Source organism: Leifsonia sp. 71-9 (genome assembly GCF_001898805.1).
In the GTDB taxonomy this organism is placed as follows: Bacteria; Actinomycetota; Actinomycetes; order Actinomycetales; family Microbacteriaceae; genus Leifsonia.
On record NZ_MKVJ01000016.1, the window covers coordinates 1 to 23,691 of the forward strand.

Consider the following 23,691-nt stretch of genomic DNA (forward strand, 5'->3'; position numbering starts at 1 on the left):
TCGTCGGTGCCGGGCTCGACGAAGAACTCGATCTCCATCTGCTCGAACTCGCGGGTGCGGAAGATGAAGTTGCCCGGCGTGATCTCGTTGCGGAACGCCTTGCCGATCTGGCCGATGCCGAACGGCGGCTTCTTGCGCGAGGTCTGCAGCACCGACGCGAAGTCGGTGAAGATGCCCTGCGCCGTCTCCGGGCGCATGTAGTGGAGGCCGGACTCGTCGTCCACGACGCCGAGGTAGGTCTTCATCAGGCCCGAGAACTGGCGGATCGGCGTCCACTGGCCCACCTTGTCCGGGTGGTCGGGGTCGGCGATGTCGTCCAGGCCGTTCACCGGCGGGTGGCCGTGCTGGGCCTCGTACGCCTCGAAGAGGTGGTCGGCGCGGTAGCGCTTGTGGGTGATGAGCGACTCGGTGAGGGGGTCGCTGAAGACCTTGACGTGGCCGGAGGCCTCCCACACCGGCGTCGGCAGGATGATCGCCGAGTCGAGGCCGACCATGTCGCCGCGGCCGCGCACGAAACGGTTCCACCACTCGCGCTTGATGTTCTCCTTCAGCTCCACGCCGAGGGGGCCGTAGTCCCACGCCGAGCGGGTGCCGCCGTAGATCTCACCGGACGGGAAGACGAATCCGCGGTGCTGTGCCAGCGTGATGACGGAATCCAGCTTCGACGTGGCGGCCATGGTGCTCCCTGCTCGTGGGGTCGGTGCGGGTGGGTGGAGAAGTCCGCAACCATCCTAACGAGGATGCGCCGGTGCCCGCGCCGGGCGGTCCGGCTCAGCGCGAGCGCCACTCCTCTTCGAGCAGGGCGTAGACCGCTGTGTCGGACCATTCGCCCTTGAAGATCTCGGTCTCGCGCAGGAGCGCCTCCTGCTTCATCCCGATGCGCTCGCACAGCCGGGCCGAGGCCTCGTTGCGGGCGTCGAGCTGGGCGAAGACCCGGTGCGCGCCGAGGGTGTCGAAGCAGAGGCCGAGGATGGCGTCGGCCGCCTCGCTGGCGAAGCCGTTGCCGTGGAAGGCGGGGTGGAACACCCAGCCGATCTCGAACTTGCCCCACGCCGCCGACTTGAGGAACACGCTCATGTCGCCGATGACGCGGCCGTGGCCGCCCTCGGCGTCGGGCAGCTCGACGGCGTAGACGATGCCCTCGCCGTCCTTCTCGAGGCGGTTCATCGCGATGCGCTTGCGCAGGTGCTTGGCCGACTCCTCGTGGTCGTGCACCTCCCAGTAGAGGTAGCGCACCACGTCCTTGAGCTTCTGGTACGCGTGGACGTCGTCCAGGTCCCCGGTGTTCAGCGGGCGCAGCACGAGGCGCTCGGTGCGCAGCTCCTGCGCGGCGTAGGGGAGGCCGGTCGCGCCGTGCGGCTCGACGGTCTCGGTGGGGGCTGCGGCGTCGTTGCTCACGTGTCCTCCGGTCGGGGATGGGTCAGGCGGTCTGGTCGTCGATCGCGCTGAGGCGCGGCCGGACGGATTCGGGTTCGAGCTCGAGGCCGAAGAGGGCGGCGGCGCCGGCGACGAACGCGTCGGCCTCGCCGTTCCTGGCGAGCTCGCGGGCGCGCACCGACGGCGTGTGCAGGAGCACGCCGGCGAGGTGGCGCAGCGCGACCTCCGTCTGCTCGTCCGCTCCGCGGGAGCGGGCGCGTTCGATCTCCGCGTCGAGCACGTCGAACACGTGCTTGCGCAGGGCGACGAGGGCGGGGGTCACGGCCTGCTCGGCCTTCTGGGCCGCGAACTCGGCCGCGGCGGCGCCGACGATGCTGCGCGCGTCGTCCGCGGCGGTGAGCTCCTCCAGCGGCGCGTGGATGCTGATGGTCTCGAGGTCGAGCAGCTCGGCGCCCTCCAGCTCGGCGACGGCGGGGTCGACGTTGCGCGGCAGGCCGAGGTCGACGATCAGGCGGCGCTCCGCGGCACCCGGCTGCTCCATCGCCTCCGCGAGCAGGTCGCGGGTGAGCACGTAGTCGGTGACCGTGGTGCAGGTGACGACGAGGTCGGCGCGGGCGAGGGCCTCGAGCAGCCCGCCCTCCACGACCGGGCGCACGTCGTGCGAGAGGGCGAACTTCGCGGCGCGACCCGAAGCGGAGTAGACGCGCACGTCCTCCGCTCCCTTGTCGCGCAGGGCGGCGAGGCTGGCGCCGGCGTACTTGCCGGTGCCGACGAGCAGCACCCGGGTCTGCGCCCAGTCGCTGATGCGGCTCTCGGCCAGGTCGAGCGCGAGGCGGACCATCGAGCGGCCGGCGGTCATGATGCCCGTGCGGTTCTTCACGCCGCGGGAGGTGCGGGAGGCGACCTGGAACAGGCGCTCCAGGTCGCTGGTGACGGTGCCGGCGGCGCGGGCCGACTCGAGCGAGCGGCGCACCTGGCCGGCGATCTCGCCCTCGCCGACGACCACGGACTCGAGCCCGCTGGAGACGGCGAAGAGGTGCTCGGCGACCGAGTGGTCGCAGTAGACGGCGCTGGCCTCGCGCAGCTCCTCGGCGGGGATGCCGCTTGCCGCGCTGACCGCGTCGATCACGGTCTCGGACGACACCGCGCGGGCGGAGGGCAGCGGGTCGTCGATGTCGAGGTAGGCCTCGAAGCGGTTGCAGGTGGCGACGACCACCGATCCGGCGACGAGCTCACTGTGCTCCGCGAGCGCCGCGGTGACGGCCGGAGCGGATCGCTCGAGCCGTTCGAGGAGGTCGAAATCCGCCGTCCGGTGGCTCGACGAGAAGCAGAGAAGCACGAGCGGAAGCCTACGCTCGCATCGCGCGAACCTCGAATCCGCCGGGGCCCGGATGAGGGCCGCCGCACGGATTCCCTGGGGATTGGCAGATTCCGCCCTGGCAGAATCAGGGGGTGACCGCACTCGCCCCCGCCCACCCCCTCGCCTCCGGCCTCACCGCCGCCAGCCCGCTCGTCCGCGCCTACCGGGCCGATCGCCCCGAGACCACACCCGTCTGGTTCATGCGCCAGGCAGGCCGCTCGCTGCCGGAGTACCGCGAGCTGCGGGTCGGCACGCGCATGCTCGACGCGTGCCTCGACCCCGCGATGGCGAGCGAGATCACGCTGCAGCCGGTGCGCCGCCACGGCGTCGACGCGGGCATCTTCTTCAGCGATATCGTCGTCCCGCTCAAGCTCGCCGGCGTGGAGGTCGAGATCCAGCCCGGCAAGGGCCCGGTCTTCGCGCAGGCGGTGCGTACCGCGGACGACGTCGACCGGCTGACCGCGGTCGACCCCGTCTCCCTCGGCATCGACGCGTTCGCCCCGATCGCGGAGGCCGTGCGCCTCACGATCGCCGAGCTCGGCGAAACCCCCTTGATCGGTTTCGCTGGAGCGCCGTTCACCCTCGCCGCCTACCTGGTGGAGGGCGGCCCCTCCAAGGACCACATCCGCGCCCGCACCCTGATGCACGCGGACCCCGACGCCTGGGCCCGGCTCATGGCGTGGACGGCCGACATCACCGGCATGTTCCTGCGCGCGCAGGTGCTAGCGGGCACCAGCGCCGCCCAGCTCTTCGACTCCTGGGCCGGCTCGCTCTCGCTCCACGACTACGTGCAGCACGTCGCCCCCGCATCCGCGCGGGCGCTGTCGCACGTGCGCGACCTGACCTACGAGGTCCCGGCCGCCGAGGGCAGCACGACCGGCGAGGCCGAGGCGCGCAACGTGCCGATCGTTCACTTCGGCGTCGGCACCGGCGAGCTGCTCAAGGCGATGCACGACGTCGGGGCCGACACGGTCGGCGTCGACTACCGCATCCCGCTCGACGAGGCCAGCCGCCGCCTCGGCCACGTGGTGCCGCTGCAGGGCAACGTCGACCCGGCGATGCTGGACGCGCCGTGGGAGGTGCTGCAGGCCCATGTCGCCGACGTGCTCGAGCGCGGCCGCGACGCCCCGGCGCACATCCTGAACCTCGGCCACGGCGTCCCGCCCGAGACCGATCCGACCGTGCTGACCCGCCTGGTGGAGTTCGTGCACAGCTGGCGGCCAGAATGAGCGAGGACGCGCTCGCCGACGAGATCCGGCACGCCGTCGAGGCGCCGCCCACCCGCATCGTCGTCGTCGGCGGCGGAGTCGCCGGCCTGGTCGTCGCCCGCGAGTGCGCGCGCCCCGGTTTCGCGGTGACGCTGCTTGAGGCCTCCGGTCGCGTGGGCGGATCGGTCGCCCCGCTGGAGCTCGACGGCCTCACGCTCGACGCCGGCGCGGAGAGCTTCGCCACCCGCGGCGGCCACGTCGCCGCGCTGCTGGAGTCGCTCGGCCTCGCGGACGACGTGGTGCAGCCGAACGCGGCCGGCGCTTGGGTGCGCCATGGCAGCCGCTCCGTCCCGCTGCCCAAGGCCGGCCTGCTCGGCATCCCGAGCTCGCCGCTGGCGCGCGACGTGGTGGCGGCGATCGGCCGCCGCGGCGCCTTCCGCGCCTATCTCGACCGCCTGAAGCCCGTGCTCAAGATCGGCCAGGAGAAGCGGCTGGGCGCGCTCGTGCGCCAGCGGATGGGCGACAAGGTGCTCGACCTCCTGGTCGCCCCCGTCGTCACCGGCGTCTACTCCGCCAGCCCCGACGACCTCGACGTGGACGTGGTGGCGCCCGGGCTCAACGCCGCCCTGACCCGGCTCGGCTCCCTGTCGGGCGCGGTCGGCGAGCTGCGCGCGACGGCGAAGGCCGGCAGCGCGGTCGGCGGCATCCGCGGCGGGATGTGGCGGCTTCCTGCGGCGCTCGCCGACGACATCCGGGAGCGCGGCGGGACCATCCGGGTGGATGCGCCGGTCGCCGCGATCGACCCCGTGGCCGCGCCGACCGAGGAGGAGCTCGCCGCCGAGACGGTCGAGGCCGTGCTCGAGACGATCGTCGCCGGAGAGCTCGACGCCATCCCCTCGCTGGATGAGCCGGAGCGCCCGGCGCGCTGGACCGTGCGCCTCGCAGACGGCGAGGAGATCCCCGCCGACGTCGTCGTGGTCGCCGCGCCCGCCGACCCGGCTCTCGACCTGCTGGCGACCGCCGATCCTGCGCTCGCCGAGCTGGCGGAGCTGGAGTGGCCCGCCGCGTCCAGCGTCGAGCTCGTCACGCTCGTCCTCGCCGACGACCGCCTGGCGGCGGCACCGCAGGGCACGGGCGTGCTCGTCGCCGACACCGACGACGCCGACGTGACCGCGAAGGCCATGACGCACTCGAGCGCCAAGTGGGCGTGGGTGGCGGAGGCCGCCGGGCCCGGCCACCACGTGGTCCGGCTCTCGTACGGGCGCGCCGGCCGGCCGGCCGAATCGCGCGATCTGGACGACGCACGGCTGCGCGAACTGGCCATCGCCGACGCGAGCCGCCTGCTCAATATTCCGCTGCGGGCATCCGATCTCGTCGCATTCGCCCGCACCCCCTGGACGAACGCCCTGCCCTATGCAACAGTGGGGCAGCGGGACCGCATCCAGCGGGTCCGCGAGGGAGCCGACGCCATCGAAGGCCTCGAGGTGACCGGCTCCTGGTTGACCGGCACGGGCCTCGCCTCGGTCGTCCCGGATGCACGCCGGGTCGCCGAGAATGCACGGGGTCTACGCTGGAAGGCACTGACCGACAACCTGTAGGCCGAGCAAAGGGGACCACATGCGCGGAAAGCTTCTCTTCGTCACGGGCGCGGCGGTGGGCTACGTGCTCGGCACGCGTGCCGGGCGCAAGCGTTACGACCAGATGAAGGCGGCCGCGACCAAGGTCTGGGAGTCGCAGGGCGTGCAGAAGCAGGTCCACGCGGTCGAGGACTTCGTGGCCGAGAAGGTCGGCGAGCTGCCGGAGACGGTGTTCGTGACCGTCAAGAAGTTCGTCGTCCGGGCCAACGAGCGCCGTCGCGAATCGCGCCAGACGTATCCGTCGCCGGCCGCCGAGGCCGCACTGCGAGCCGAACGGGACGCCTGAGCGCGTCCGCCCGAAGGGAGTGAGCGGAATGACAGATCGTGAACGTGCGGGGGCGAAGTCCCTCGTCGAACTGATCTCCGACCTGCCGCGCCTGCTGATCGAGCTGGTGAAGGCCGAGTTCGCCCACCTCAAGGCCGAGTTCGCCGCGAAGGCGAAGTATGCCGGCGTGGGCATAGGCCTGTTCGTGGTGGCCGCCGTCTTCGGCTTCTTCGCCCTGGGCGTGCTCGTCGCCGCAGCCGTCCTGGGGCTGGCCGTCGTGCTGCCGGGCTGGGCCGCCGCGCTCATCGTGTTCGGCGCCCTCCTGGTCCTGGCCGCGGTGCTGGTGCTGATCGGGGTGTCGTCCCTGAAGAAGATCCAGGGCGTCGCACCGCAGAAGACCATCGACAGCATCAAGGAAGACGCCGACGCTCTGAAGGGACTGGGCAAGTATGACCACTGACCGCAGCGACGTCGACCGCGCCCGCGCCGAGCTGGCCGCGACCCTCGACGCCATCGAGTACAAGCTGAACGCCCCGAAGCGCGCCACCCAGCGCGTGAAGACGCTCGCGACCCGGAACCCCCTCGCCTTCACGGGCGTCGTGGTGGGTGTCGCGGCCGCCGTCGGCGGGGTCGTCTGGGGCGTCGTCCGCCTCACCCGGCGCTGACGCGCCTCCTGCTCCGCCGGTGTCGGGCCGGCTGTTCCGTCGCGTGGTTTTGGCCTTCACAGGATTGAGAGGGAGACTGTGGGTATGAGTACCCCGGCTGCCGCACCGGCAGAGTCGACCGCCCCCGAAGAAACCAGCGACACTCCGACCGGCTTCGCCCTCTGGGCGGTGCTCCGGCGAGACCCCGCCCGTCCCGACGACCTCGACGGGACCGACGTGCCCCAGGCCGTCGCCGAGCTCGAGGGCGTCATCGCCGACATCACGCTGCAGGGTGTCACCACCCGCGGCCTCTACGACGTCTCCGGCCTGCGCGCCGACGCCGACCTGATGGTCTGGCTGCACGGCCCGGACGCGGAGGGCCTGCAGTGGGCGCTCCGCCAGCTCCGCCGCACCCAGCTGCTGAAGGCGCTGCTGCCGACCTGGAACGCGATGGGCGTGCACCGCGACGCCGAATTCAACAAGGCGCACGTGCCCGGCTTCCTCCGCGGCAAGGAGCCGAAGGCCTGGCTCTGCGTGTACCCGTTCGTGCGCAGCTACGAGTGGTACCTGCTCCCCGACGAGGAGCGCGGCCGGATGCTCGCCGAGCACGGCCGCAAGGGCGCCGCGTTCCGCAGCGTCCTCGCCAACACCGTCGCCTCGTTCGCGCTCGGCGACTACGAGTGGATCCTCCCGCTGGAGTCGGACGAGCTCGTCGACCTGGTCGACCTGATGCGCGACCTGCGCCAGACCGACGCCCGCCTGCACGTGCGCGAAGAGGTCCCGTTCTTCACCGGCCGCCGCGTCGAGCCGGCCGAGGTCGTGGAGGTGCTCCAGTGAGCGCCGAGACCACCGCGCGCGTCCTCGGCGCGACGCCCGCCGCCGCCGACGGCCCCGAGCACGTCACCGAGCCGGTCGCGTACGACGCGATCCTGCTCGCCGGCTTCGGCGGACCAGAGGGCCAGGACGACGTCATCCCGTTCCTCCGCAACGTCACCCGTGGCCGCGGCATCCCCGAGGAGCGCCTGGAGGAGGTCGCGCACCACTACCGCCACTTCGGCGGCGTGAGCCCGATCAACGACCAGAACCGCGAGCTCAAGGCGGCGCTGGAGGCCGAGCTGGCCTCCCGCGGCATCGACCTGCCCGTGCTGTGGGGCAACCGCAACTGGGACCCGTACCTCGAGGACGCGCTGAAGGAGGCGCAGGAGCAGGGCTTCACGAAGCTCATCGCCATCGCGACGAGCGCGTACTCCTCGTACTCCAGCTGCCGGCAGTACCGCGAGGACTTCGCGCGCGTCCTGGAGGAGACGGGCCTCGAGGGCACCATCCAGATCGACAAGGTGCGCCAGTTCTTCGACCACCCCGGCTTCGTCGAGCCCTTCATCGAGGGCGTGAAGAACGCGGTGACCGAGCTGCAGGAGAAGATCCCCGGCATCGATCCGGCGACCGAGATCCGCATCCTCTACTCCACCCACTCCATCCCCTCGACCGACGCCGCGAAGTCCGGCCCGGCCGAGCGCGGCTTCGGCGAGGGCGGCGCCTACGCGGCCCAGCACCTCGCGGTCGCGGAGGTCGTGTCGCAGGCGGCGACCGGCGGCGTCATCGGCTGGGATCTGGTCTACCAGTCCCGTTCCGGCCCGCCGTCGATGCCGTGGCTCGAGCCCGACATCAACGACCGGATCGCCGAGCTGCCCGCCACCGGCGTCAAGGCTGTGATCATCGTGCCGCTGGGCTTCGTGAGCGACCACATGGAGGTCCTCTGGGACCTCGACAACGAGGCGATGGAGAGCAGCGAGGAGAACGGCCTCGTCGCCGTCCGCGTCCCCACCCCCGGCACGCACGCGAAGTACGTGAAGGGCCTCGTCGACCTCGTGCTGGAGCGCCGCGACGGCGTCCCGGTCGACCAGCGCCCCGCGCTGACGACGCTCGGGCCCTGGTACGACGTCTGCCGCCCCGGCTGCTGCGAGAACGTCCGCCTCGGCTTCAAGCCCGCCGCGGCCGGGCTGGCGCCGTGAGCGGCGCCGTGCGCCGTGCCGAGGGGCCGGCCGAGCGTCGCGAGGGCGTGCTGCGCGTGGGGACACGCGGCAGCGCGCTCGCGGTCGCGCAGACGACGGCGGTCGCCGAGGCGATCGCCCGCGCGACCGGCCTGGACGTCGAGCTGGTCACGATCACGACGCACGGCGACACCTCCCGCGAGTCGCTCTCCGAGCTGGGCGGGACCGGCGTCTTCGCCACCGCGCTGCGGGAGGCTCTGCTCGCCGACGAGTGCGACCTCCTGGTGCACTCCCTCAAAGACCTGCCGACGGCCCCGGCCCCCGGCCTCGTGATCGGTGCAGTGCCCAAGCGCGCCGACGCCCGCGACACCCTGTGCGCACGCGACGGCCTCACCTTCGACGCGCTCCCCGGGGGGGCGCGCATCGGCACCGGCTCGCCGCGCCGCATCGCGCAGCTGAAGTCCGCGCGTCCCGACCTCGAGATCGTCGACATCCGCGGCAACGTGGACACGCGGCTCGGCCGGGTCGCCGAGGGCGACCTCGACGCCGTCGTGCTCGCCGCCGCCGGCCTCGGCCGTCTCGGCCGCCTCGACGCGGTCACCGACTACTTCGCCCTCTCGCAGATGCCGACCGCACCGGGACAGGGGGCGCTGGCACTGGAGGTCCGTGCCGGCGACGAGAAGGGTCGCGGGCCGATCGCCCGGGCCCTGCACGCCGTCGATCACGTGACCACTCACGCCGTCGTCACCGCGGAGCGCGCGGTGCTCGCCGGACTGCAGGCGGGGTGCGCAGCCCCGATCGGCGCGACCGCCCTCGTCGACGACGGCCTGCTGTTCCTGACCGCCTCGGTCTACCGTCCCGACGGTTCCGAGCGGATCACCGCATCCCACGCCGCGACTCCCGACTCGCTCAGCGCCGGCCCTCTCGACGAGGCCGCACGCGACGTGGGGGAGCGGGTGGTCTCCGAACTGCTCGGCGCGGGGGCCGCCGGCCTGGCCCCCCTGGGGAGTACCCGATGACCCAGCCGTCCGCTGCATCCAAACCCCTCGCCGGTTGGCGCGTCCTCGTGCCGCGCGGCGGCCCTTGGGGAGACTCGGTCGCGGCGGACCTGCGCTCGAAGGGCGCATCCCCGCTGGTCGCGGCCATGATCAACTTCGCCCCGACGGCCGACGCGCCCGCCCTGGAGCGCGCGCTGGAGCGGCTGGCCGCCGGCGAGTTCGACTGGATGACCGTCACCAGCGCGACCACGGTCGACGTGCTGAGCTCGCAGCGGGTCGTCGTGCCGTCCACGACGCGGATCGCCGCGGTGGGCGAGACCACGGCGGCGGCGCTCGCGGCCGCCGGCTACAAGGTCGACCTCGTCCCGTCGGAGGACAACTCCGCCCGTGGCCTCCTGGAGGAGTGGGAGGCGGCGACGCAGGGCGTCGTGCCGCTGCGCATCCTGACGCTCCGCTCCGAGATCGCGAAGCCCCTGCTCACCGAGGGCCTGCGCCGGATCGGCCACGACGTCGAGTCGGTCGTCGCCTACCGCACCGTCGGCGTCTCCGTGCCCGAGAACGTCGTGACCGACGTGCACGACGGGCTCGTGCAGGCCATCCTCGTCACCAGCGGCTCGGTGGCGGAGCAGGTGCAGCTCCAGCTCGGCCCCGTGCCCGAGTCGACGCTCGTCGCCGCCATCGGTCCGCAGACCGCCCGCGACGCCCGTTCCTTCGGCCTCCGCGTCGACGTCATCGCCGAGGAGCGCACCGCCGCCTCCCTCATCGACGCCGTCGCCGACGTCGCCCGCTCCCGCGCCTCCTGACCACCCGACATTCGTGCCGAATCGCGGCTTTGACGTCGCGAAACCCGACATTCGTGCCGAATTTCGCGGGGCTCGCGCCGGGCTGGCGCACAGCCGCGCAGGCGTAGGGTGGTGAGAGTGAGTGAGCTGCATCCCGTCATCCGCCCGCGTCGCCTCCGGCAGAGTCCGGCTCTCCGCCGCCTGACCGCGGAGACGCGGCTCCACCCGGCGGAGCTGATCCTGCCGATGTTCGTGCGCGAGGGCACCTCCGAGCCTGTACCGATCGGCTCGATGCCCGGCGTGCAACAGCACTCCATCGACTCCCTGAAGCGCGCTGCCGTCGAGGCGGCCGAGGCCGGCGTCGGCGGCGTGATGCTGTTCGGTGTTCCGGAGACCCGGGATGCCGTCGGCAGCGCCGCGACCGACCCCGAGGGCATCCTCAACGTCGCCACCCGCGCCCTCGTGGCCGAGGTGGGCGACGCGCTCGTCGTGCAGACCGACCTGTGCCTCGACGAGTTCACCGACCATGGCCACTGCGGCGTGCTCGACGATGCCGGCCACGTCGACAACGACGCGACCCTCGAGCGCTACCGCGACATGGCGCTCGCCCAGGCCGAGGCGGGCTCGCAGCTGCTCGGCCTCTCCGGCATGATGGACGGCCAGGTCGGAGCGGTGCGCGACGCGCTCGATGCCGTCGGCCGGCACGACGTCGTCCTGCTCGCCTACGCGGCGAAGTACGCCTCCGCGTTCTACGGCCCGTTCCGCGAGGCCGTCGACTCCCAGCTCTCCGGCGACCGCCGCGCGTACCAGCAGGATCCGGCCAACCGCCGCGAGGGTCTGCGCGAGGCGCGCCTCGACCTCGACGAGGGCGCCGACATCCTCATGGTCAAGCCCGCGCTGAGCTACCTCGACGTGCTCAGCGATGTGGCCGCGATCAGCGACGTGCCGGTCTGGGCCTACCAGGTGTCCGGCGAGTACGCGATGGTGGAGGCTGCCGCTGCGCACGGCTGGATCGACCGCCGCCGCATCGTGGAGGAGACGCTGATCGGCGCCCGCCGGGCGGGGGCCGACGCCATCATGACCTACTGGGCGACCGAGGTCGCGGGGTGGCTGCGATGAGCGACGTGCAGGGCAGCGACCTCCAGGGGCTCGTCGACGGCGCCGCGCTCGGCGACGTGAACCTCGCGCAGTTCGAGCGCGCGCAGCGCGTGATCCCGGGCGGCGTGAACTCGCCCGTCCGCGCGTTCCGCTCCGTGGGTGGGACGCCGCGCTTCATGGTGTCGGCGCGGGGCCCGTACATCACCGACGCCCAGGGTCGCGAGTACGTCGACCTCGTCGCGTCGTGGGGTCCGGCCATCCTGGGCCACGCCCATCCCGCGGTCGTCGCCGCCGTGCAGGAGGCCGCCGCCAAGGGGCTCTCCTTCGGCGCGTCCACGCCCGCGGAGACCGAGCTCGCGGAGGCCGTGCTCGGCCGCGTGCCGTTCGTCGAGAAGCTGCGCCTCGTCTCCACCGGCACCGAGGCGACCATGACCGCCATCCGGCTCGCCCGCGGCTTCACCGGCCGCCCGCTGCTCATCAAGTTCGCCGGCCACTACCACGGCCACTCCGACGGGCTCCTCGCCGAGGCCGGCTCCGGTCTCGCGACGCTGTCGCTCCCCGGCTCGGCCGGCGTGACCGAGGCGACCGCCGCCCAGACCCTCGTCCTGCCCTACAACGACCTCGACGCGGTCCGCGCGGCCTTCGAGGCGAACGGGCCCGACATCGCCGCCGTCATCACGGAGGCCGCCGCCGCCAACATGGGCGTCGTCCCGCCGGACCCGGGCTTCAACGCGGCTCTCGCCGGTCTCGCGCACGAGTTCGGCGCGCTGCTCATCCTGGACGAGGTGCTCACCGGATTCCGGGTCAGCGAGTCCGGCTTCTGGGGCCTGGACCGCGGCTACACGCCCGATCTCGTCACCTTCGGCAAGGTCATCGGCGGCGGGATGCCGCTGGCGGCCCTCGGCGGTCGCGCCGAGCTGATGGACTTCCTCGCCCCGACGGGCCCCGTCTACCAGGCGGGAACGCTGTCCGGGAACCCGGTCGCCGTCGCGGCCGGCCTGGCGACGCTCGCCCACGCGGACGAAGCCGTCTACGACCGGCTCGACGTCGTGGCCGAGACCGTCTCGGCGGCCGTCTCCGACGCGCTCGCGGCCGAGGGCGTCGCGCACCGCGTGCAGCGCGCGGGCAGCCTGTTCAGCTTCGTCTTCGGCGACTTCGCCGCGGCGCCGCGCACGTACGCCGAGGTGCAGACGCAGCAGGCGTTCCGCTACCGGCCGTTCTTCCACGCCATGCTCGACGCGGGCGTCTCTCTCCCGCCGAGCGTGTTCGAGGCGTGGTTCGTCACCGCGGCGCACGACGACGCCGCGGTCGGCCGCATCCTGGACGCACTGCCCGCCGCAGCCCGCGCCGCTGCCGCAGCGACCGCCGACGACGACGCGTAGCGCGAGAACGCAGAGCGGCGGACCCGCCTAGTCGTCCGCCGCCGAGCGCGCCGGCGACAGCGTCTGCACGAAGCTGTAGGTGGCCGTCGCCGGCCAGCCCTCGGCGTCGAGCAGGGCGTAGATGTCGTAGATCCCGCTCCCGGAGGCGCTCCGGCGCAGGGTGCGCGGGGGAACGTCCGACGGTGCGCGCTCGGTCACCGTGCGCGGCGGCTCGCCCTCACGCAGAAGGCGGGCGCGGAAGGTGGTGGTGCGGGTCACCCGACCACCTTCTCACACCCGCCCGCTGCCTAGGCTTGGCCGTGCGACGCTCTCGACCGGCGCGACAGCGAGTCGATGATGACCGCGAGCAGCAGCACGGCGCCGGTGATCATGTAGCGGTACGACGAGTCGAGGTTCATCAGCGTCAGTCCGTTGGTGATGGACTGGATGACCAGGATGCCGAGCAGGGCCGACCAGGCGGAGCCGCGGCCGCCGAAGAGGCTGGTCCCGCCGATGACCGCCGCCGCGATCGCGTTCAGGTTGGTGTCCGTCCCGCCCGATCCGGCGCCCACCGAGGCGAGCCGGGCCGCCGCGAGCAGACCGCCGACGGCGGCGAACGTGGAGCAGAGGATGAACACGCTGATGAAGACGCGGTTCACCTTGATGCCGGCGCGGCGAGCCGCCTCGACCGAGCCGCCGACGGCGAAGACCGAACGGCCCCACTTGGTGCGGGTGAGGAGGTAGTTCATCACGATCACGAGCACGACGAAGAACAGGAACATCGCTCCCGTGCCGCGGTCGGTGGAGAGGTACCAGACGGCGATGCAGAGGCCGACGAGCAGCAGACCGGCCTTGAGCGCGACCGCCGCCGTCGATCCCTCGGACAGCCCGGCGTTGCGGCGGCGGACGTTGCGGCGCCAGTCGGAGAGGAACATCCCGCCGGCCGCGATCACGGCCAGACCGTAGGCGGCCCACGGCGGCAGGAAGGTCTGCTGCGCGAACGAGACGATCCACGAGTCGTAGGGGATGTTGATCGAGCTGTTCGGCCCGAGGATCCACAGCTGCAGACCGAGGAAGCCGAGGAGGCCGGCCAGGGTGATGACGAAGCTCGGCACTCCGAAACGGGTGAAGAGCAGGCCGTAGAGATAACCGATGACGGCGCCGGCGAGGATCGCGACGATCACGGTCGCCCACAGCGGCCAGTGGAGCTGCGTGAAGCCGACGCCGAGGATGGCCGCCGACACACCGCTCACCGAGCCGACCGAGAGGTCGATCTGGCCGAGCAGCAGCACCAGCACGATGCCGATCGAGATGGTGCCGATCGCCGCGCACTGCAGGGTGAGGTTCACCAGGTTGTTGGCGCTCAGGAAGTTGGGGTTGAGGATCTGGAAGACGACCCAGATGACGATGAGGCCGATGACGACGGGCAGCGAGCCGAGGTCGCCCCCGCGCACCCGGCGACCGAAGCCGCGCACCGCGCCCCCGATGCCCTCGTCGCGGATCAGGCGCTCGTCCTGCAGGTCGGCCGCGACCTCCGCGGGGGTCTCCGCTGTTGCCTTGCTCATGCGTCGGCCTTCCCTTCGCTGGTGCCGGTGATCGCGTCGGCGTCGCGGCCGGCGCGCCGGCTGACGACGTTGTCGGTGGCGCCGGTGATGGCGGAGATGATCTCCTCGTAGCTGACGTCGGGCACGTGGAAGTCGCCGTTGTTGCGGCCGAGGCGCAGCACGGCGACGCGGTCGGCGACGGCCTGCACGTCCGCCATGTTGTGGCTGATGAGCAGCACGCCGAGCCCGCGCTCGCGCAGGCGCTCGATCAGGTTGAGCACCTCGGCGGTCTGGGCGACGCCGAGGGCGGCGGTCGGCTCGTCGAGGATGACGACGCGCGGGTCGCCGATCAGCGAGCGGGCGATCGCGACCGTCTGCCGCTGGCCTCCGGAGAGGGAGGCGACGGCGATCCGGACGGACGGGATGCGCGCGGACAGCTGCCGGAGCAGGCTCCACGACCGCTTCTCCATCTCCTCCTCGTCCAGGGTGCCGTGGGTGATCTCGCGGCCGAGGAAGAGGTTCGAGACGACGTCGAGGTTGTCGCAGAGGGCGAGGTCCTGGAAGACCGTCGCGATGCCCAGCTCGCGCGAGGCGGCGGGCGACGGGATGGCGACCTCCTGGCCGTCGAACGTGATCGTCCCGGAGTCCTGCGGGTGCACGCCCGCGAGGATCTTGACGAGCGTGGACTTGCCGGCGCCGTTGTCGCCGACGAGGGCGACCACCTCGCCGGGGTAGACATCGAGGCTGATGTCGGTGAGCGCCTGCACGGCGCCGAAGCCTTTCGAGACGCCGCTCAGCGAGAGCACGGGCCGACGCTCGGTCCGCTCCTCCTCGGCGATCGCGGTTTCCATGGTCACGGCGTTCTCTCCTTCGAGGTGAGCTGGGTGGTTCGGGTCCATCGTAGGGCGGGTGCACACGGCCCTCCAGGTGCGTTGATCCGCAACTGGAGGGCCGTGCTGCCAGGTGTTACTTGATTCCGTACTTGTCGCACGCCGCCTTGTAGTCCGCCGTGCAGATCTTCGCGGCCGAGTCGGACCCGTAGAACTCGTCCTTGACGACGGTGCTCTCGATGTTGTCCGTGGTGACCGCGACCGGCTTCAGGAGGAAGGATGCGATGCTCGCTCCACCCGCGGTCGACACCTTGGTGTCACCGGCCGGCTTCTTGCCGTTGGCCAGGTCGATGGCCAGCTCGGCCGCCTTCTCCGCCTCCGGCTGGATCGCCTTGTAGACCGTCATGTACTGGTCGCCGGCGAGGATGCGCTGGATGCCCGCGAGCTCGGCGTCCTGTCCGGTGACCGGCGGGATCGGCGAGACGTTGGCCGCCTTGAGTGCGGCGATCGCGCCGCCGCCCGTGCCGTCGTTGGCCGCGTAGATGCCCTTGATCTGGCTGCCGAACTGCGTGATCTGGCCGGAGACCCAGTTCTGGGCCTGTGCCGGGTCCCATCCTGGTGTGTCGTACTCGGCGAGCACCTTGTAGCCGCTCGTGTCGATCACGCTGTGCGCGCCCTTCTTGAACAGGGTCGCGTTGTTGTCGGTGGGCGAGCCGTTGACCATGAGGATGCCGCTGCCGGAGGCGACGCCGTCCTTCTTGAGCTTGTCGACCAGGGCCGTGGCCTGCAGCTTGCCGACCTCCTCGTTGTCGAACGAGATGTAGTAGTCGACGTCCTTGCTGTTGATCAGGCGGTCGTAGGAGATCACGGGGACGTTCTTGGCCTTGGCCTCTCCGACGATGGAGGCCGCCGCCTCGCCGTCGAACGGGTCGAGGACGAGCACCTTGACGCCCTGGGTCAGCATGGATTCCGCCTGCTGCTGCTGCTTGCTCGCGTCGCCGTCGGCGTTCGCGTAGAGCACCTTGCAGCCGGAGCAGAGGTCCTTGATCTTGGCTTCGAAGAAGGGCTTGTCCGCCGCCTCGTAGCGGGCGGTGACCGAGTCGGGGAGGAGAAGGCCGATCTGGGCCTTGGAGGCGTCCGCGGTGGAGGTGCTTCCACTGCCGGAGCCATTCGAACAGGCTGTGAGACTGAGTGCGGCGAGGAGGACCGCGGATGCCGCGAACATTCCCCTCTTGGTGGCGATCTTCATTGAAAAACCTCCGGTTCGAGCCCGCCATCCTTGGCGGCTGGGTTGAGTGTGTCAGGTGCGCGTCTTGGCGTCAATACTTGAAGTCAACGCATTCGATAACGGTTGGTCACGTTTGGGGGGCGATGGGGGACAGCGGGATGCGGAGGGTCAGAGCGACGCGCTCTGCGGAGTCAGCGAGACCCGGTCGACCGCGTACGCGACCGCTCCGAGGGTCGCCGCGCGCGTGCCGAGCTGACCCTGCACGATGTCGGGCATCAGGTCCTCGCCGACGATGATGGAGCGCTCGACCGCGTGCCGCATCGGGCCGAGGAGGAGCTCGCCAGCGCGGGCCAGCTCACCGCCCACCACGACGCGCTCCGGATCGAGCAGGTTGCAGAGGTTCGCCGTTGCGACGCCGATGTGCTTGCCGGCGTCCGCGATCGCGCGGATGCAGCGCGCATCCCCCGCCATGGCCTGCAGCACCACGTCGCCGAGCTTGAGGCTGCCGAGGTGGTCGCGCAGTTCGTCGAGGATGGCCGGGCCGCCGGCGATGGCCTCCAGACAGCCGCGGTTGCCGCAGCGGCAGAGGGGTCCGTTCTCGCGGATGGTCGTGTGGCCGAACTCCCCGGCGACGCCGTTGTTGCCGCGGAACAGGCCGCCGTTCAGCAGCAGGCCGGCGCCGATCCCGTCCCCGATGTCCAGCGTGATCGAGTTGCGCTTGCCGCGCCCGGCGCCGAAGCGCGACTCCGCCAGGGCGGTCAGATTGGCGGCGTTGTCGACGAAGACGGGGCGCTTCACCCGGCGCTCCATGGCCTCGGCGACCACCACGCCGTCCCAGCCCCGCATGATGCCGCTGCGGGCGATGGTCCCGCTCGCGCGGTCGAGGGGCGCCGGGAGGGCGATGCCGACCGCGAGCACCTCGTCGCGGGTCGCCTCCACCGAGTCGAGCATGTCGCTCAGCAGCATCGACACCTTGTCGAGCTCGTTATCGGCGCGGTGATCGCGGGCGAGCGGCATGTGGTTCTCGGCGACGACCGTGTGCGCCACGTCGGCCAGCGCCACGCGCAGGTGCCTGGTGGAGAAATGGACGCCGACGACGAGGCCGAGGGCGTGCGCGAGGGTGACGTGCTGGGCGCGCCGGCCGCTGCGGATGCTCTGCGTCGTGTGCAGCACGCCGGAGGTCGAGAGCTCCTTCACGATGTTCGACACCGTGGCGGGGGAGAGGCCCGTCGCACCGGCCAGTTCGACCTGCGTCAGGCCGCCGTGCTTCTTGATGGCGTCGACGATTCGAGCTCGGTTGGCTTCACGAAGTGAAGTCTGCGAGCCCGGAGTCCGTCTCTGGGTTGCCACGACGAGAAGGATACATGCAGCGTCGACGCTCGGTCCCGTCGAGTGCCGCTCGACGAATATGGCCCAAGGGTTATGGCTTTGTGAGGTTCGGCACTGCCGCGCGCTCCGAGGGCTTGGCAGGATAGAGGCATGGCCGATCTGTACGTGCACCCCGACCGCCTGGAGATCCATCTCACGCGGGCCGAGAAGGTGCTCGCGCTCAAACGCGACGACCTGGTCATCCCGCGCGACAGCATCCGCTCGGTCGCCATCACGGAGGACCCGTGGATCTGGATCCGCGGCATCCGTGCCCCCGGAGCCGCCGTGCCGCTCACGCTCTCGGTCGGCACCTGGAAGTTCCACGGCGGGCAGGACTTCCTGCTCATCAAGGGCAAGCAGCGCGCCGCGGTCGTGATCGACCTCGACGGCGAGGACTACTCGCGCGTGATCGTCTCGACGCCGCACGCCGCGAAGCTGGTCGAGGCGCTCCGCGTCGACATCGGCGACATCCCCGCCGAGGGCGAGATCATCGAGTAGCGCCGGTCATCGGGTAGCGCCGGTCATCGGTAGCGTCCGACCCGGGCCTCACCCGGCCTGGGCGGCGGTGAAGAGCACCAGCCCGATGAGCGGCGGGAGGCCCTGCACCAGCGCCGCCACCGGCTTGCGACCTCCCACTGTCAGCTGCACCACGGCCGCGAGCACCATGCAGGTGCAGGTGAAGAACACCAGCCCGAACCCGACGTGCCGCAGGGTCGTCCAGTACAGGACCAGCCCCACCACCGCGCCGCCGGCGAGGAACAGGTTGTGGAATCCCTGCGTGTAGGCGAGCGATCGGGTGACGTCGGCATCCCGCTGCGAAGCCACTCCATACCGCCGCCAGACGGACGGCGACGACCAGGCGATCGTCTGCGACGCGAACACGGCGAGGTGCACCACCGCGGCGAGGGAGACGAAGACGGACGCGACGATGGCCATGGCGGGAGGATACGCTGCGGAAGCATGGATGTGCTTCAGGCGGACTGCGTGATCTCGGGAGGCGGCCCCGCGGGTGTCATGCTCGGCCTCCTCCTCGCCCGCAACGGGCTCGATGTCGTCGTGCTGGAGAAGCACGCGGACTTCTTCCGCGACTTCCGCGGCGACACGATCCACCCGTCCACCATCGGCGTGCTCGGCGAGCTGGGGCTGCGCGAGCGGTTCCTCGGCCTGCCGCACACCAGCGTGCGCACACTGGACGCGGTGGTCAGCGGCACCCGGCTGCATCCGGTCGACTTCGCTCGCCTCGGTCCGCCGGACGACTTCCTCGTGCTGGCGCCGCAGTGGGACTTCCTGTCCTTCCTGGCGGGCGAGGGCGCGCGGTACCCGGGCTTCCGGCTGCTGATGGAGACGACCGCGACGGGCCTGACGTGGGCGGACGGGGCGGTCACCGGTCTCACCGCCCGCGGCCCGGACGGCGACCTCGAGATCGCGGCCACGCTGACCGTCGCCGCCGACGGCCGGGACTCGGCGCTGAGGGAGGCCGCCGCCCTGCGACCCCGTCGGTTCGGGGTGCCGATCGACGTGCTCTGGTTCCGGGTGCCGAAGCCGGCCGAGGCGCCGCCGAGCACCCTCGCCTACCTGCGGCACGGCTCGATGGTCATCACGATCGACCGCGGCGACTACTACCAGACCGGTCTCGTCATCGCCAAGGGCGGCATCGACCAGCTGAAGGCCGACGGGCTGCCCGCGTTCCGGCAGGCGGTGGCGGCCGCCGCGCCGTTCCTCGCCGAGCCGCTCGCGACGATCGACGACTGGGAGCAGGTCAAGCTCCTGAGCGTGCAGATCGACCGCCTCGACCGCTGGTACCGCCGCGGGTTCCTCGCGATCGGCGATGCGGCGCACGCCATGTCACCGGCGTTCGGCGTCGGCGTGAACTACGCGGTGCAGGATGCCGTGGCAGCCGCGAACGCGCTCGTCGGCCCGCTGCGCACCGGCCAGGTCGACCTGCGGGTGCTCGACGGCATCCAGCGGCGCCGGCTGCCCCCGGTGGCGGCGATGCAGCGCATCCAGCTCGCCGCGCATCGAGGGATCGCGCGGCCCGGCGGTCCCGAGGGGCTGCCGGACCCGCTGCCCCCGGCGGTCAGGACGGCGCTCGCCGCAGCGACGCCGCTGCTGCAGCGGGCGACGGCGCGGCTCATCGGCCGCGGGCTGCGGCCCGAGTCGGTGGCGCCGGAGCTGCGCTGACGTGCTGACGCAGGCGTGCGCTGACGCCGCCGCGTGCGCTGACCCCGCCGCTCAGGAGAGCAGCATGAGGATGAAGCCGATGAGCGGGAGCGTGCCCTGGGTGATGGCCGGGCGCCAGTAGCCCTTGCCCGTCGTGACCAGCACGACCGAGGCGGCGAACATGCAGCCCATCGTGAACAGGATGAGCGCCAGCCCGGCCGGGTGCAGTCCGACGCCGTACAGGATGAGCCCCACCACCGCGCCGATCGCGAGGAACAGGTTGTAGAAGCCCTGGTTGTACGCCATCGGCTTCGTGGTGTCGGCGGCCTGCTGGTCGGCGACCCCGAACCGCTTCCACACGGTGGGGCGGGCCCAGGCGACGCTCTCCATGAAGAAGATCGCGACGTGCAGGGCGGCGGCGAGCGTGACCACGACGGTGGCGAGGACGATCATGCCGCCCAGCATACGGGGAGGGCCGCGTGGGCCGGGCTCAGGCGCGCACGTCCACGACCGTGCGACCGCGCAGGCGGCCTTCGAGGATGTCGTCCGCGGCGGGGATCGCGTCGGCGAGCGGGATGACGCCGGTCATCGCGGCGAGCTTCTCCTCGTCCAGGTCGAGGGCGAGGCGGCGCCAGGCCGTCTCGCGCAGTGCGGCCGGAGCCTCCACCGAGTTGATCCCGACCAGGGTCACGCCGCGCAGGATGAACGGGAGCACGGTGCCGGGAAGGTCAGGGCCCTGCGCCAGCCCGCACGCCGTCACCGTTCCGCCGTACCGGGTCTGGGCCAGGGCGTTGACGAGGGTGTGGCTGCCCACCGCATCCACGACGCCGGCCCAGCGCTGGCTCTGCAGCGGCCGTCCCGGGTCGCCGAGCTCGGCGCGGTCGATGATCGCGGACGCGCCGAGGTCGGTCAGGTAGCCCGCGAGCTCCTCCGGCCGGCCGGTGGACGCGGTCACGGGATAACCGAGCCCCGCCAGCACCGCGACCGCCACCGAGCCGACGCCGCCGGCCGCCCCCGTGACGAGGACGCTGCTCCCGCTCTCGCGGACCTCGTCCGGGTCCACGCCGTTTCGTTCGAGCGCCAGCACCGAGAGCATCGCGGTGAAACCGGCGGTGCCGATCGCCGCGGCCTGCGCCGAGGCGATCGCGTCCGGGATGCGCACGAGGGCGTCTCCGCGCACCCGCGCCCGCTCGGCGAGGCCGCCGTGGTGCGATTCGCCGATCCCGTCGCCGTTGAGCACGACCCGGTCGCCGGGGGACCAGCGCGGATCGTCGCTCGCCTCGACCGTCCCGACCAGGTCGATGCCGGGGATGAGCGGGGAGGTCCGAGCCACGCCGGGCCTGCCCGCGATCGCGAGGCCGTCCTTGTAGTTGAGGTCGGAGTACTCGACGGCGACGGTCACATCGCCCGGCATCAGGAACGCGTCGGTCACCCGCCGCACCTCCGCCGTGTGGGCGGTGATCTTGCCGCCCTCGATCTCCTGCTCGATCACGATCGCCCGGAAGTCGCTCATGGCTGCAGCCTACGCGGGGCGTGTCGGCGGTCGTCCCGGTGCCGCCCGGCCGCGTCAGTTGAGGACACGGGTGCCTTCCGGGAGGGCGCCGCCGGCGTAGATCGCCTGGGCCGCGTCCTGCAGCGCGGTGAGTGCCACCCGCTGCGTCCACGGGCCGTAGGAGACGCGGGCGACGCCGAGCTCCTGCAGCCGGGCGGGTGCGAGCGACCCAGGGACCGCGATCACGCTGAGGGTGCGCTCGCCGAGACCGGCGACCAGGGCGGACACGGTGGGCTCGTCGAGCAGGCCCGGCACGAAGACGCTCGTCGCCCCGACGTCGAGGAAGGCGCGCCCGCGGCGGATCGCCTCCTCGGTCTTCGCCTCCACGGTGGGCAGGCCGTCGCGGATGAACGCGTCGGTGCGGGCGTTCAGCGCGAACGGCACGCCTTCGGCCTCCGCGGCCTGGACAGCGTCGCGGGCGACGGCGACCGCCTCGTCGAACGGCCGCATCCGGTCCTCCAGGTTGGCGCCGACGACGCCGACGCCGATCGCCCGGCGGATCGTCTCGCCTGCACTGTCGTAGCCGCCCTCGAGGTCGGCGCTCACGGGAAGGTCGGTCGCGGCGACGATCCGGCCGACCATGTCGAGCATCAGGTCGAGCGGGATGTTCTCGCCGTCCTCGTAGCCGAGGGTCGCGGCGATGGAGTGGCTGGCGGTCGCGAGCGCCCTGGTCTCGGGCAGGGCGGCGATCGTGGTCGCGGTGACCGCGTCCCAGACGTTGACGACCTGCAGGAGCTCGGGGGCGTGGTGGAGGCGGCGCAGCTCGGTGCCGCGTTCGGTGATGGTGGCCATGCCGCCACCATACGACCGTGTGAGCGCGACCTCTAGGATGGCCCCATGACCCAGCCGGTGGCGCCCAGCGAGGCGCCCCACGACGCCCCGGGGGAGGGGCGCAAGACCCGGTCGGCGACCGCCCGCCGTCTGTCGGTCAACGCGGTCGTCGACTACGCGTTCTTCCTCTTCGGCGGCGCGTCCGCGGTCTGGCTCGCCTGGCTGGTGCTCACCGAGAGCTTCGGCTGGGGCTGGTTCCTCGTCCTGTTCTTCGTGCTGTTCTGGCTCGTGCTCGCGTATCTGGTGCTTCCCCGCCTGCACCGCATCCTGACCCAGATCTACGTCCCCGACTACTTCATCGGACGCGCGCGCACCAGCGACGGCCTGCTCGGCGACCCGGTGAACCTCGCCCTGCTCGGGTCGGAGGAGCAGCTCGACGACGCCATGCGCGCCGCGGGCTGGACGCGGGCCGACGACGTCACCCTCGCCTCCAGCCGCCGCATCGTCACGTCGACCCTGTTACGGCGCAGCTACGACGAGGCGCCCGTCAGCCCGCTGTTCCTGTTCGGCCACCAGCAGGACGTCGCGTATCAGCAGGAGGTCAAGGGCAACCCCGCCAAGCGTCACCACGTGCGGTTCTGGAAGTGCCCCGACGGCTGGTTGCTCCCCGGCGGCCACCAGGTCGACTGGCTCGCCGCCGGCACCTTCGACAAGTCGGTCGGCTTCTCGCTCTTCACCCTGCAGATCACCCACAAGATCGACGCCAACACCGACATCGAGCGCGACCACATCGTCAACACCCTCGTTTCCGCCGACGTCGGGGTGGAGGTGCAGGTCATCCGTGACTTCTCGAGCGGCTACCACTCCCGCAACGGCGGCGGGGACAGCATCGAGACCGACGGCGACCTCCCCGTCGTCGATCTGGCGCGCGTGCCCGTCGACGCCGAGGCGGAGCGTGTCGTGCAGCAGGCCGAGGCCCGTCGCGTCGCGCTCGCCGAGCGTCGTCCCGTGCCGATCGCGCTCGGGTTCCTGCTCATGCTGCTGCGCGTGGGCGCCGGTGCGCTGTTCATCGCGCTCACGATCCTGAGCTGGCGCGCCTGGGTGGGGTCGCTCTACGCCTCCGGCGATCTGGTCGGCGTCGACCGCCATCAGGCCGACGTCGTCTTCGGGGTGCTCCTCGGCATCTTCGGCGCCGGGCTGGTGTTCTACTTCCTGCTCGGGCTGCTCGTATTCTTCGGCAGCAACTGGGCCCGCATCGCCTCCATGTCGTTCAGCTCGATGCTGATCGTGTTCGCCGCCGTCGACTTCTTCAACGGCGGACCGCAGATCTCGCTGCGCAACAACCTCTTCGGCCTGCCGCTCGACATCCTGGTCGTGCTGGCGCTCTCCTCCCAGCGCGCTCGCCAGTGGGCGCGGCGCCCGCGTGCCTCCCGCCGTGTCGGGAGCGCCACCGCCGCCGCGCAGGCGCTCGCCGCGGCCCGGGCGCCCGCGGACGACACGACGACCGCGTAGCGCGT

At 71.9% G+C, this 23,691-nt stretch carries 25 protein-coding genes and 1 pseudogene; 14 read left to right on the forward strand and 12 right to left on the reverse strand.

Annotation, left to right across the window (positions count from 1 at the left end; genetic code table 11):
* From BGO91_RS09535 to BGO91_RS09545, 3 genes and pseudogenes are all read right to left on the reverse strand, one after another.
* A pseudogene (locus BGO91_RS09535) lies at nucleotides 1-677 on the reverse strand (glycine--tRNA ligase); the annotation flags it as partial.
* Between the two features lie 94 nt (nucleotides 678-771).
* A complete protein-coding gene (locus BGO91_RS09540) occupies nucleotides 772-1,398 on the reverse strand; it encodes a GNAT family protein (RefSeq protein WP_290472526.1) in 627 nt (208 codons plus the stop codon).
* 22 nt (nucleotides 1,399-1,420) lie between these two features.
* Nucleotides 1,421-2,716 carry a glutamyl-tRNA reductase gene (locus BGO91_RS09545; protein WP_290472527.1) on the reverse strand — a complete coding sequence of 432 codons (1,296 nt, stop codon included), beginning with the start codon at nucleotides 2,714-2,716 and terminating at the stop codon, nucleotides 1,421-1,423.
* Between the two features lie 113 nt (nucleotides 2,717-2,829).
* Between BGO91_RS09545 and hemE the strand changes: the two genes are divergently transcribed.
* From hemE to hemL, 11 genes are all read left to right on the forward strand, one after another.
* Complete coding sequence (gene hemE / locus BGO91_RS09550; protein WP_290472528.1) at nucleotides 2,830-3,966, forward strand: uroporphyrinogen decarboxylase; 1,137 nt, start codon at nucleotides 2,830-2,832, stop codon at nucleotides 3,964-3,966.
* A complete protein-coding gene (gene hemG, locus BGO91_RS09555; RefSeq protein WP_290472529.1) occupies nucleotides 3,963-5,543 on the forward strand; it encodes a protoporphyrinogen oxidase in 1,581 nt (526 codons plus the stop codon). Before hemE ends, hemG begins: the two co-directional genes overlap by 4 nt.
* 19 nt (nucleotides 5,544-5,562) lie before the next feature.
* A complete protein-coding gene (locus BGO91_RS09560) occupies nucleotides 5,563-5,868 on the forward strand; it encodes a hypothetical protein (RefSeq protein WP_290472530.1) in 306 nt (101 codons plus the stop codon).
* A 28-nt stretch (nucleotides 5,869-5,896) separates the two neighbouring features.
* Entirely contained in the window at nucleotides 5,897-6,307 is a 411-nt protein-coding gene (locus BGO91_RS09565) for a phage holin family protein (protein ID WP_290472531.1), read from the forward strand.
* A complete protein-coding gene (locus tag BGO91_RS09570) occupies nucleotides 6,297-6,512 on the forward strand; it encodes a DUF3618 domain-containing protein (protein WP_290472532.1) in 216 nt (71 codons plus the stop codon). The genes BGO91_RS09565 and BGO91_RS09570 overlap by 11 nt, the downstream gene beginning before the upstream one ends.
* A gap of 84 nt (nucleotides 6,513-6,596) precedes the next feature.
* Entirely contained in the window at nucleotides 6,597-7,328 is a 732-nt protein-coding gene (gene hemQ / locus BGO91_RS09575; protein ID WP_290472533.1) for a hydrogen peroxide-dependent heme synthase, read from the forward strand.
* A complete protein-coding gene (locus BGO91_RS09580) occupies nucleotides 7,325-8,503 on the forward strand; it encodes a ferrochelatase (RefSeq protein WP_290472534.1) in 1,179 nt (392 codons plus the stop codon). The genes hemQ and BGO91_RS09580 overlap by 4 nt, the downstream gene beginning before the upstream one ends.
* Nucleotides 8,500-9,501, forward strand: coding sequence for a hydroxymethylbilane synthase (hemC, locus tag BGO91_RS09585; protein WP_290472535.1), 1,002 nt, complete (start codon nucleotides 8,500-8,502; stop codon nucleotides 9,499-9,501). Before BGO91_RS09580 ends, hemC begins: the two co-directional genes overlap by 4 nt.
* Nucleotides 9,498-10,283, forward strand: coding sequence for a uroporphyrinogen-III synthase (locus BGO91_RS09590; protein ID WP_290472536.1), 786 nt, complete (start codon nucleotides 9,498-9,500; stop codon nucleotides 10,281-10,283). Before hemC ends, BGO91_RS09590 begins: the two co-directional genes overlap by 4 nt.
* Nucleotides 10,284-10,409: 126 nt before the next feature.
* On the forward strand, nucleotides 10,410-11,381 hold the full coding sequence (gene hemB, locus BGO91_RS09595; RefSeq protein ID WP_290472564.1) for a porphobilinogen synthase: 972 nt from the start codon (nucleotides 10,410-10,412) through the stop codon (nucleotides 11,379-11,381).
* Complete coding sequence (gene hemL, locus BGO91_RS09600) at nucleotides 11,378-12,742, forward strand: glutamate-1-semialdehyde 2,1-aminomutase (RefSeq protein ID WP_290472537.1); 1,365 nt, start codon at nucleotides 11,378-11,380, stop codon at nucleotides 12,740-12,742. The genes hemB and hemL overlap by 4 nt, the downstream gene beginning before the upstream one ends.
* Nucleotides 12,743-12,769: 27 nt before the next feature.
* On the opposite strand, the gene BGO91_RS09605 is transcribed toward hemL, so the two are convergent.
* The 5 genes from BGO91_RS09605 to BGO91_RS09625 form a co-directional block, all read right to left on the reverse strand.
* Complete coding sequence (locus tag BGO91_RS09605) at nucleotides 12,770-13,000, reverse strand: hypothetical protein (protein ID WP_021763034.1); 231 nt, start codon at nucleotides 12,998-13,000, stop codon at nucleotides 12,770-12,772.
* A 29-nt stretch (nucleotides 13,001-13,029) separates the two neighbouring features.
* The gene (locus BGO91_RS09610) at nucleotides 13,030-14,286 is read right to left on the reverse strand and encodes a sugar ABC transporter permease (protein WP_290472538.1); all 1,257 of its coding nucleotides are present in this window, start codon (nucleotides 14,284-14,286) and stop codon (nucleotides 13,030-13,032) included.
* Nucleotides 14,283-15,116 (reverse strand): ATP-binding cassette domain-containing protein, encoded by an 834-nt coding sequence (locus BGO91_RS09615; RefSeq protein ID WP_290472565.1) that lies wholly within the window; start codon nucleotides 15,114-15,116, stop codon nucleotides 14,283-14,285. The genes BGO91_RS09610 and BGO91_RS09615 overlap by 4 nt, the downstream gene beginning before the upstream one ends.
* A 115-nt stretch (nucleotides 15,117-15,231) precedes the next feature.
* Nucleotides 15,232-16,344 carry a sugar ABC transporter substrate-binding protein gene (locus BGO91_RS09620; RefSeq protein ID WP_290472539.1) on the reverse strand — a complete coding sequence of 371 codons (1,113 nt, stop codon included), beginning with the start codon at nucleotides 16,342-16,344 and terminating at the stop codon, nucleotides 15,232-15,234.
* Between the two features lie 147 nt (nucleotides 16,345-16,491).
* On the reverse strand, nucleotides 16,492-17,673 hold the full coding sequence (locus BGO91_RS09625; RefSeq protein ID WP_290472540.1) for an ROK family transcriptional regulator: 1,182 nt from the start codon (nucleotides 17,671-17,673) through the stop codon (nucleotides 16,492-16,494).
* Nucleotides 17,674-17,802: 129 nt separating this feature from the next.
* On the opposite strand from BGO91_RS09625, the gene BGO91_RS09630 reads away from it, so the two are divergent.
* A complete protein-coding gene (locus BGO91_RS09630) occupies nucleotides 17,803-18,189 on the forward strand; it encodes a hypothetical protein (RefSeq protein ID WP_290472541.1) in 387 nt (128 codons plus the stop codon).
* 48 nt (nucleotides 18,190-18,237) lie between these two features.
* On the opposite strand, the gene BGO91_RS09635 is transcribed toward BGO91_RS09630, so the two are convergent.
* Entirely contained in the window at nucleotides 18,238-18,627 is a 390-nt protein-coding gene (locus tag BGO91_RS09635; protein ID WP_290472542.1) for a DUF1304 domain-containing protein, read from the reverse strand.
* Nucleotides 18,628-18,651: 24 nt separating this feature from the next.
* On the opposite strand from BGO91_RS09635, the gene BGO91_RS09640 reads away from it, so the two are divergent.
* On the forward strand, nucleotides 18,652-19,872 hold the full coding sequence (locus BGO91_RS09640; protein ID WP_290472543.1) for an FAD-dependent oxidoreductase: 1,221 nt from the start codon (nucleotides 18,652-18,654) through the stop codon (nucleotides 19,870-19,872).
* 51 nt (nucleotides 19,873-19,923) lie between these two features.
* On the opposite strand, the gene BGO91_RS09645 is transcribed toward BGO91_RS09640, so the two are convergent.
* Genes BGO91_RS09645 through BGO91_RS09655 form a run of 3 tightly spaced genes read right to left on the reverse strand, consistent with a single transcriptional unit; the run spans nucleotide 19,924 to nucleotide 22,195 of the window.
* The gene (locus BGO91_RS09645) at nucleotides 19,924-20,304 is read right to left on the reverse strand and encodes a DUF1304 domain-containing protein (protein WP_290472544.1); all 381 of its coding nucleotides are present in this window, start codon (nucleotides 20,302-20,304) and stop codon (nucleotides 19,924-19,926) included.
* A 37-nt stretch (nucleotides 20,305-20,341) separates the two neighbouring features.
* Nucleotides 20,342-21,364: an MDR family oxidoreductase gene (locus BGO91_RS09650; protein ID WP_290472545.1), complete on the reverse strand. Its 1,023-nt coding sequence runs from the start codon at nucleotides 21,362-21,364 to the stop codon at nucleotides 20,342-20,344.
* Nucleotides 21,365-21,418: 54 nt separating this feature from the next.
* Nucleotides 21,419-22,195: an isocitrate lyase/phosphoenolpyruvate mutase family protein gene (locus tag BGO91_RS09655; RefSeq protein ID WP_290472546.1), complete on the reverse strand. Its 777-nt coding sequence runs from the start codon at nucleotides 22,193-22,195 to the stop codon at nucleotides 21,419-21,421.
* 45 nt (nucleotides 22,196-22,240) lie between these two features.
* Between BGO91_RS09655 and BGO91_RS09660 the strand changes: the two genes are divergently transcribed.
* On the forward strand, nucleotides 22,241-23,686 hold the full coding sequence (locus tag BGO91_RS09660) for an LssY C-terminal domain-containing protein (protein WP_290472547.1): 1,446 nt from the start codon (nucleotides 22,241-22,243) through the stop codon (nucleotides 23,684-23,686).
* The last annotated feature ends 5 nt before the right edge of the window (nucleotides 23,687-23,691 follow it).

Excerpts from the sequence above, each read along its gene's own strand:
- hemG (WP_290472529.1), top strand. The coding sequence starts at position 3,963 with ATGAGCGAGGACGCGCTCGCCGACGAGATCCGGCACGCCGTCGAGGCG.
- BGO91_RS09560 (WP_290472530.1), top strand. The coding sequence starts at position 5,563 with ATGCGCGGAAAGCTTCTCTTCGTCACGGGCGCGGCGGTGGGCTACGTG.
- BGO91_RS09565 (WP_290472531.1), top strand. The coding sequence starts at position 5,897 with ATGACAGATCGTGAACGTGCGGGGGCGAAGTCCCTCGTCGAACTGATC.
- BGO91_RS09570 (WP_290472532.1), top strand. The coding sequence starts at position 6,297 with ATGACCACTGACCGCAGCGACGTCGACCGCGCCCGCGCCGAGCTGGCC.
- hemQ (WP_290472533.1), top strand. The coding sequence starts at position 6,597 with ATGAGTACCCCGGCTGCCGCACCGGCAGAGTCGACCGCCCCCGAAGAA.
- BGO91_RS09590 (WP_290472536.1), top strand. The coding sequence starts at position 9,498 with ATGACCCAGCCGTCCGCTGCATCCAAACCCCTCGCCGGTTGGCGCGTC.
- hemL (WP_290472537.1), top strand. The coding sequence starts at position 11,378 with ATGAGCGACGTGCAGGGCAGCGACCTCCAGGGGCTCGTCGACGGCGCC.
- BGO91_RS09610 (WP_290472538.1), bottom strand. The coding sequence starts at position 14,286 with ATGAGCAAGGCAACAGCGGAGACCCCCGCGGAGGTCGCGGCCGACCTG.
- BGO91_RS09615 (WP_290472565.1), bottom strand. The coding sequence starts at position 15,116 with ATGGAAACCGCGATCGCCGAGGAGGAGCGGACCGAGCGTCGGCCCGTG.
- BGO91_RS09620 (WP_290472539.1), bottom strand. The coding sequence starts at position 16,344 with ATGAAGATCGCCACCAAGAGGGGAATGTTCGCGGCATCCGCGGTCCTC.
- BGO91_RS09630 (WP_290472541.1), top strand. The coding sequence starts at position 17,803 with ATGGCCGATCTGTACGTGCACCCCGACCGCCTGGAGATCCATCTCACG.
- BGO91_RS09635 (WP_290472542.1), bottom strand. The coding sequence starts at position 18,627 with ATGGCCATCGTCGCGTCCGTCTTCGTCTCCCTCGCCGCGGTGGTGCAC.
- BGO91_RS09640 (WP_290472543.1), top strand. The coding sequence starts at position 18,652 with ATGGATGTGCTTCAGGCGGACTGCGTGATCTCGGGAGGCGGCCCCGCG.
- BGO91_RS09645 (WP_290472544.1), bottom strand. The coding sequence starts at position 20,304 with ATGATCGTCCTCGCCACCGTCGTGGTCACGCTCGCCGCCGCCCTGCAC.
- BGO91_RS09650 (WP_290472545.1), bottom strand. The coding sequence starts at position 21,364 with ATGAGCGACTTCCGGGCGATCGTGATCGAGCAGGAGATCGAGGGCGGC.
- BGO91_RS09655 (WP_290472546.1), bottom strand. The coding sequence starts at position 22,195 with ATGGCCACCATCACCGAACGCGGCACCGAGCTGCGCCGCCTCCACCAC.
- BGO91_RS09660 (WP_290472547.1), top strand. The coding sequence starts at position 22,241 with ATGACCCAGCCGGTGGCGCCCAGCGAGGCGCCCCACGACGCCCCGGGG.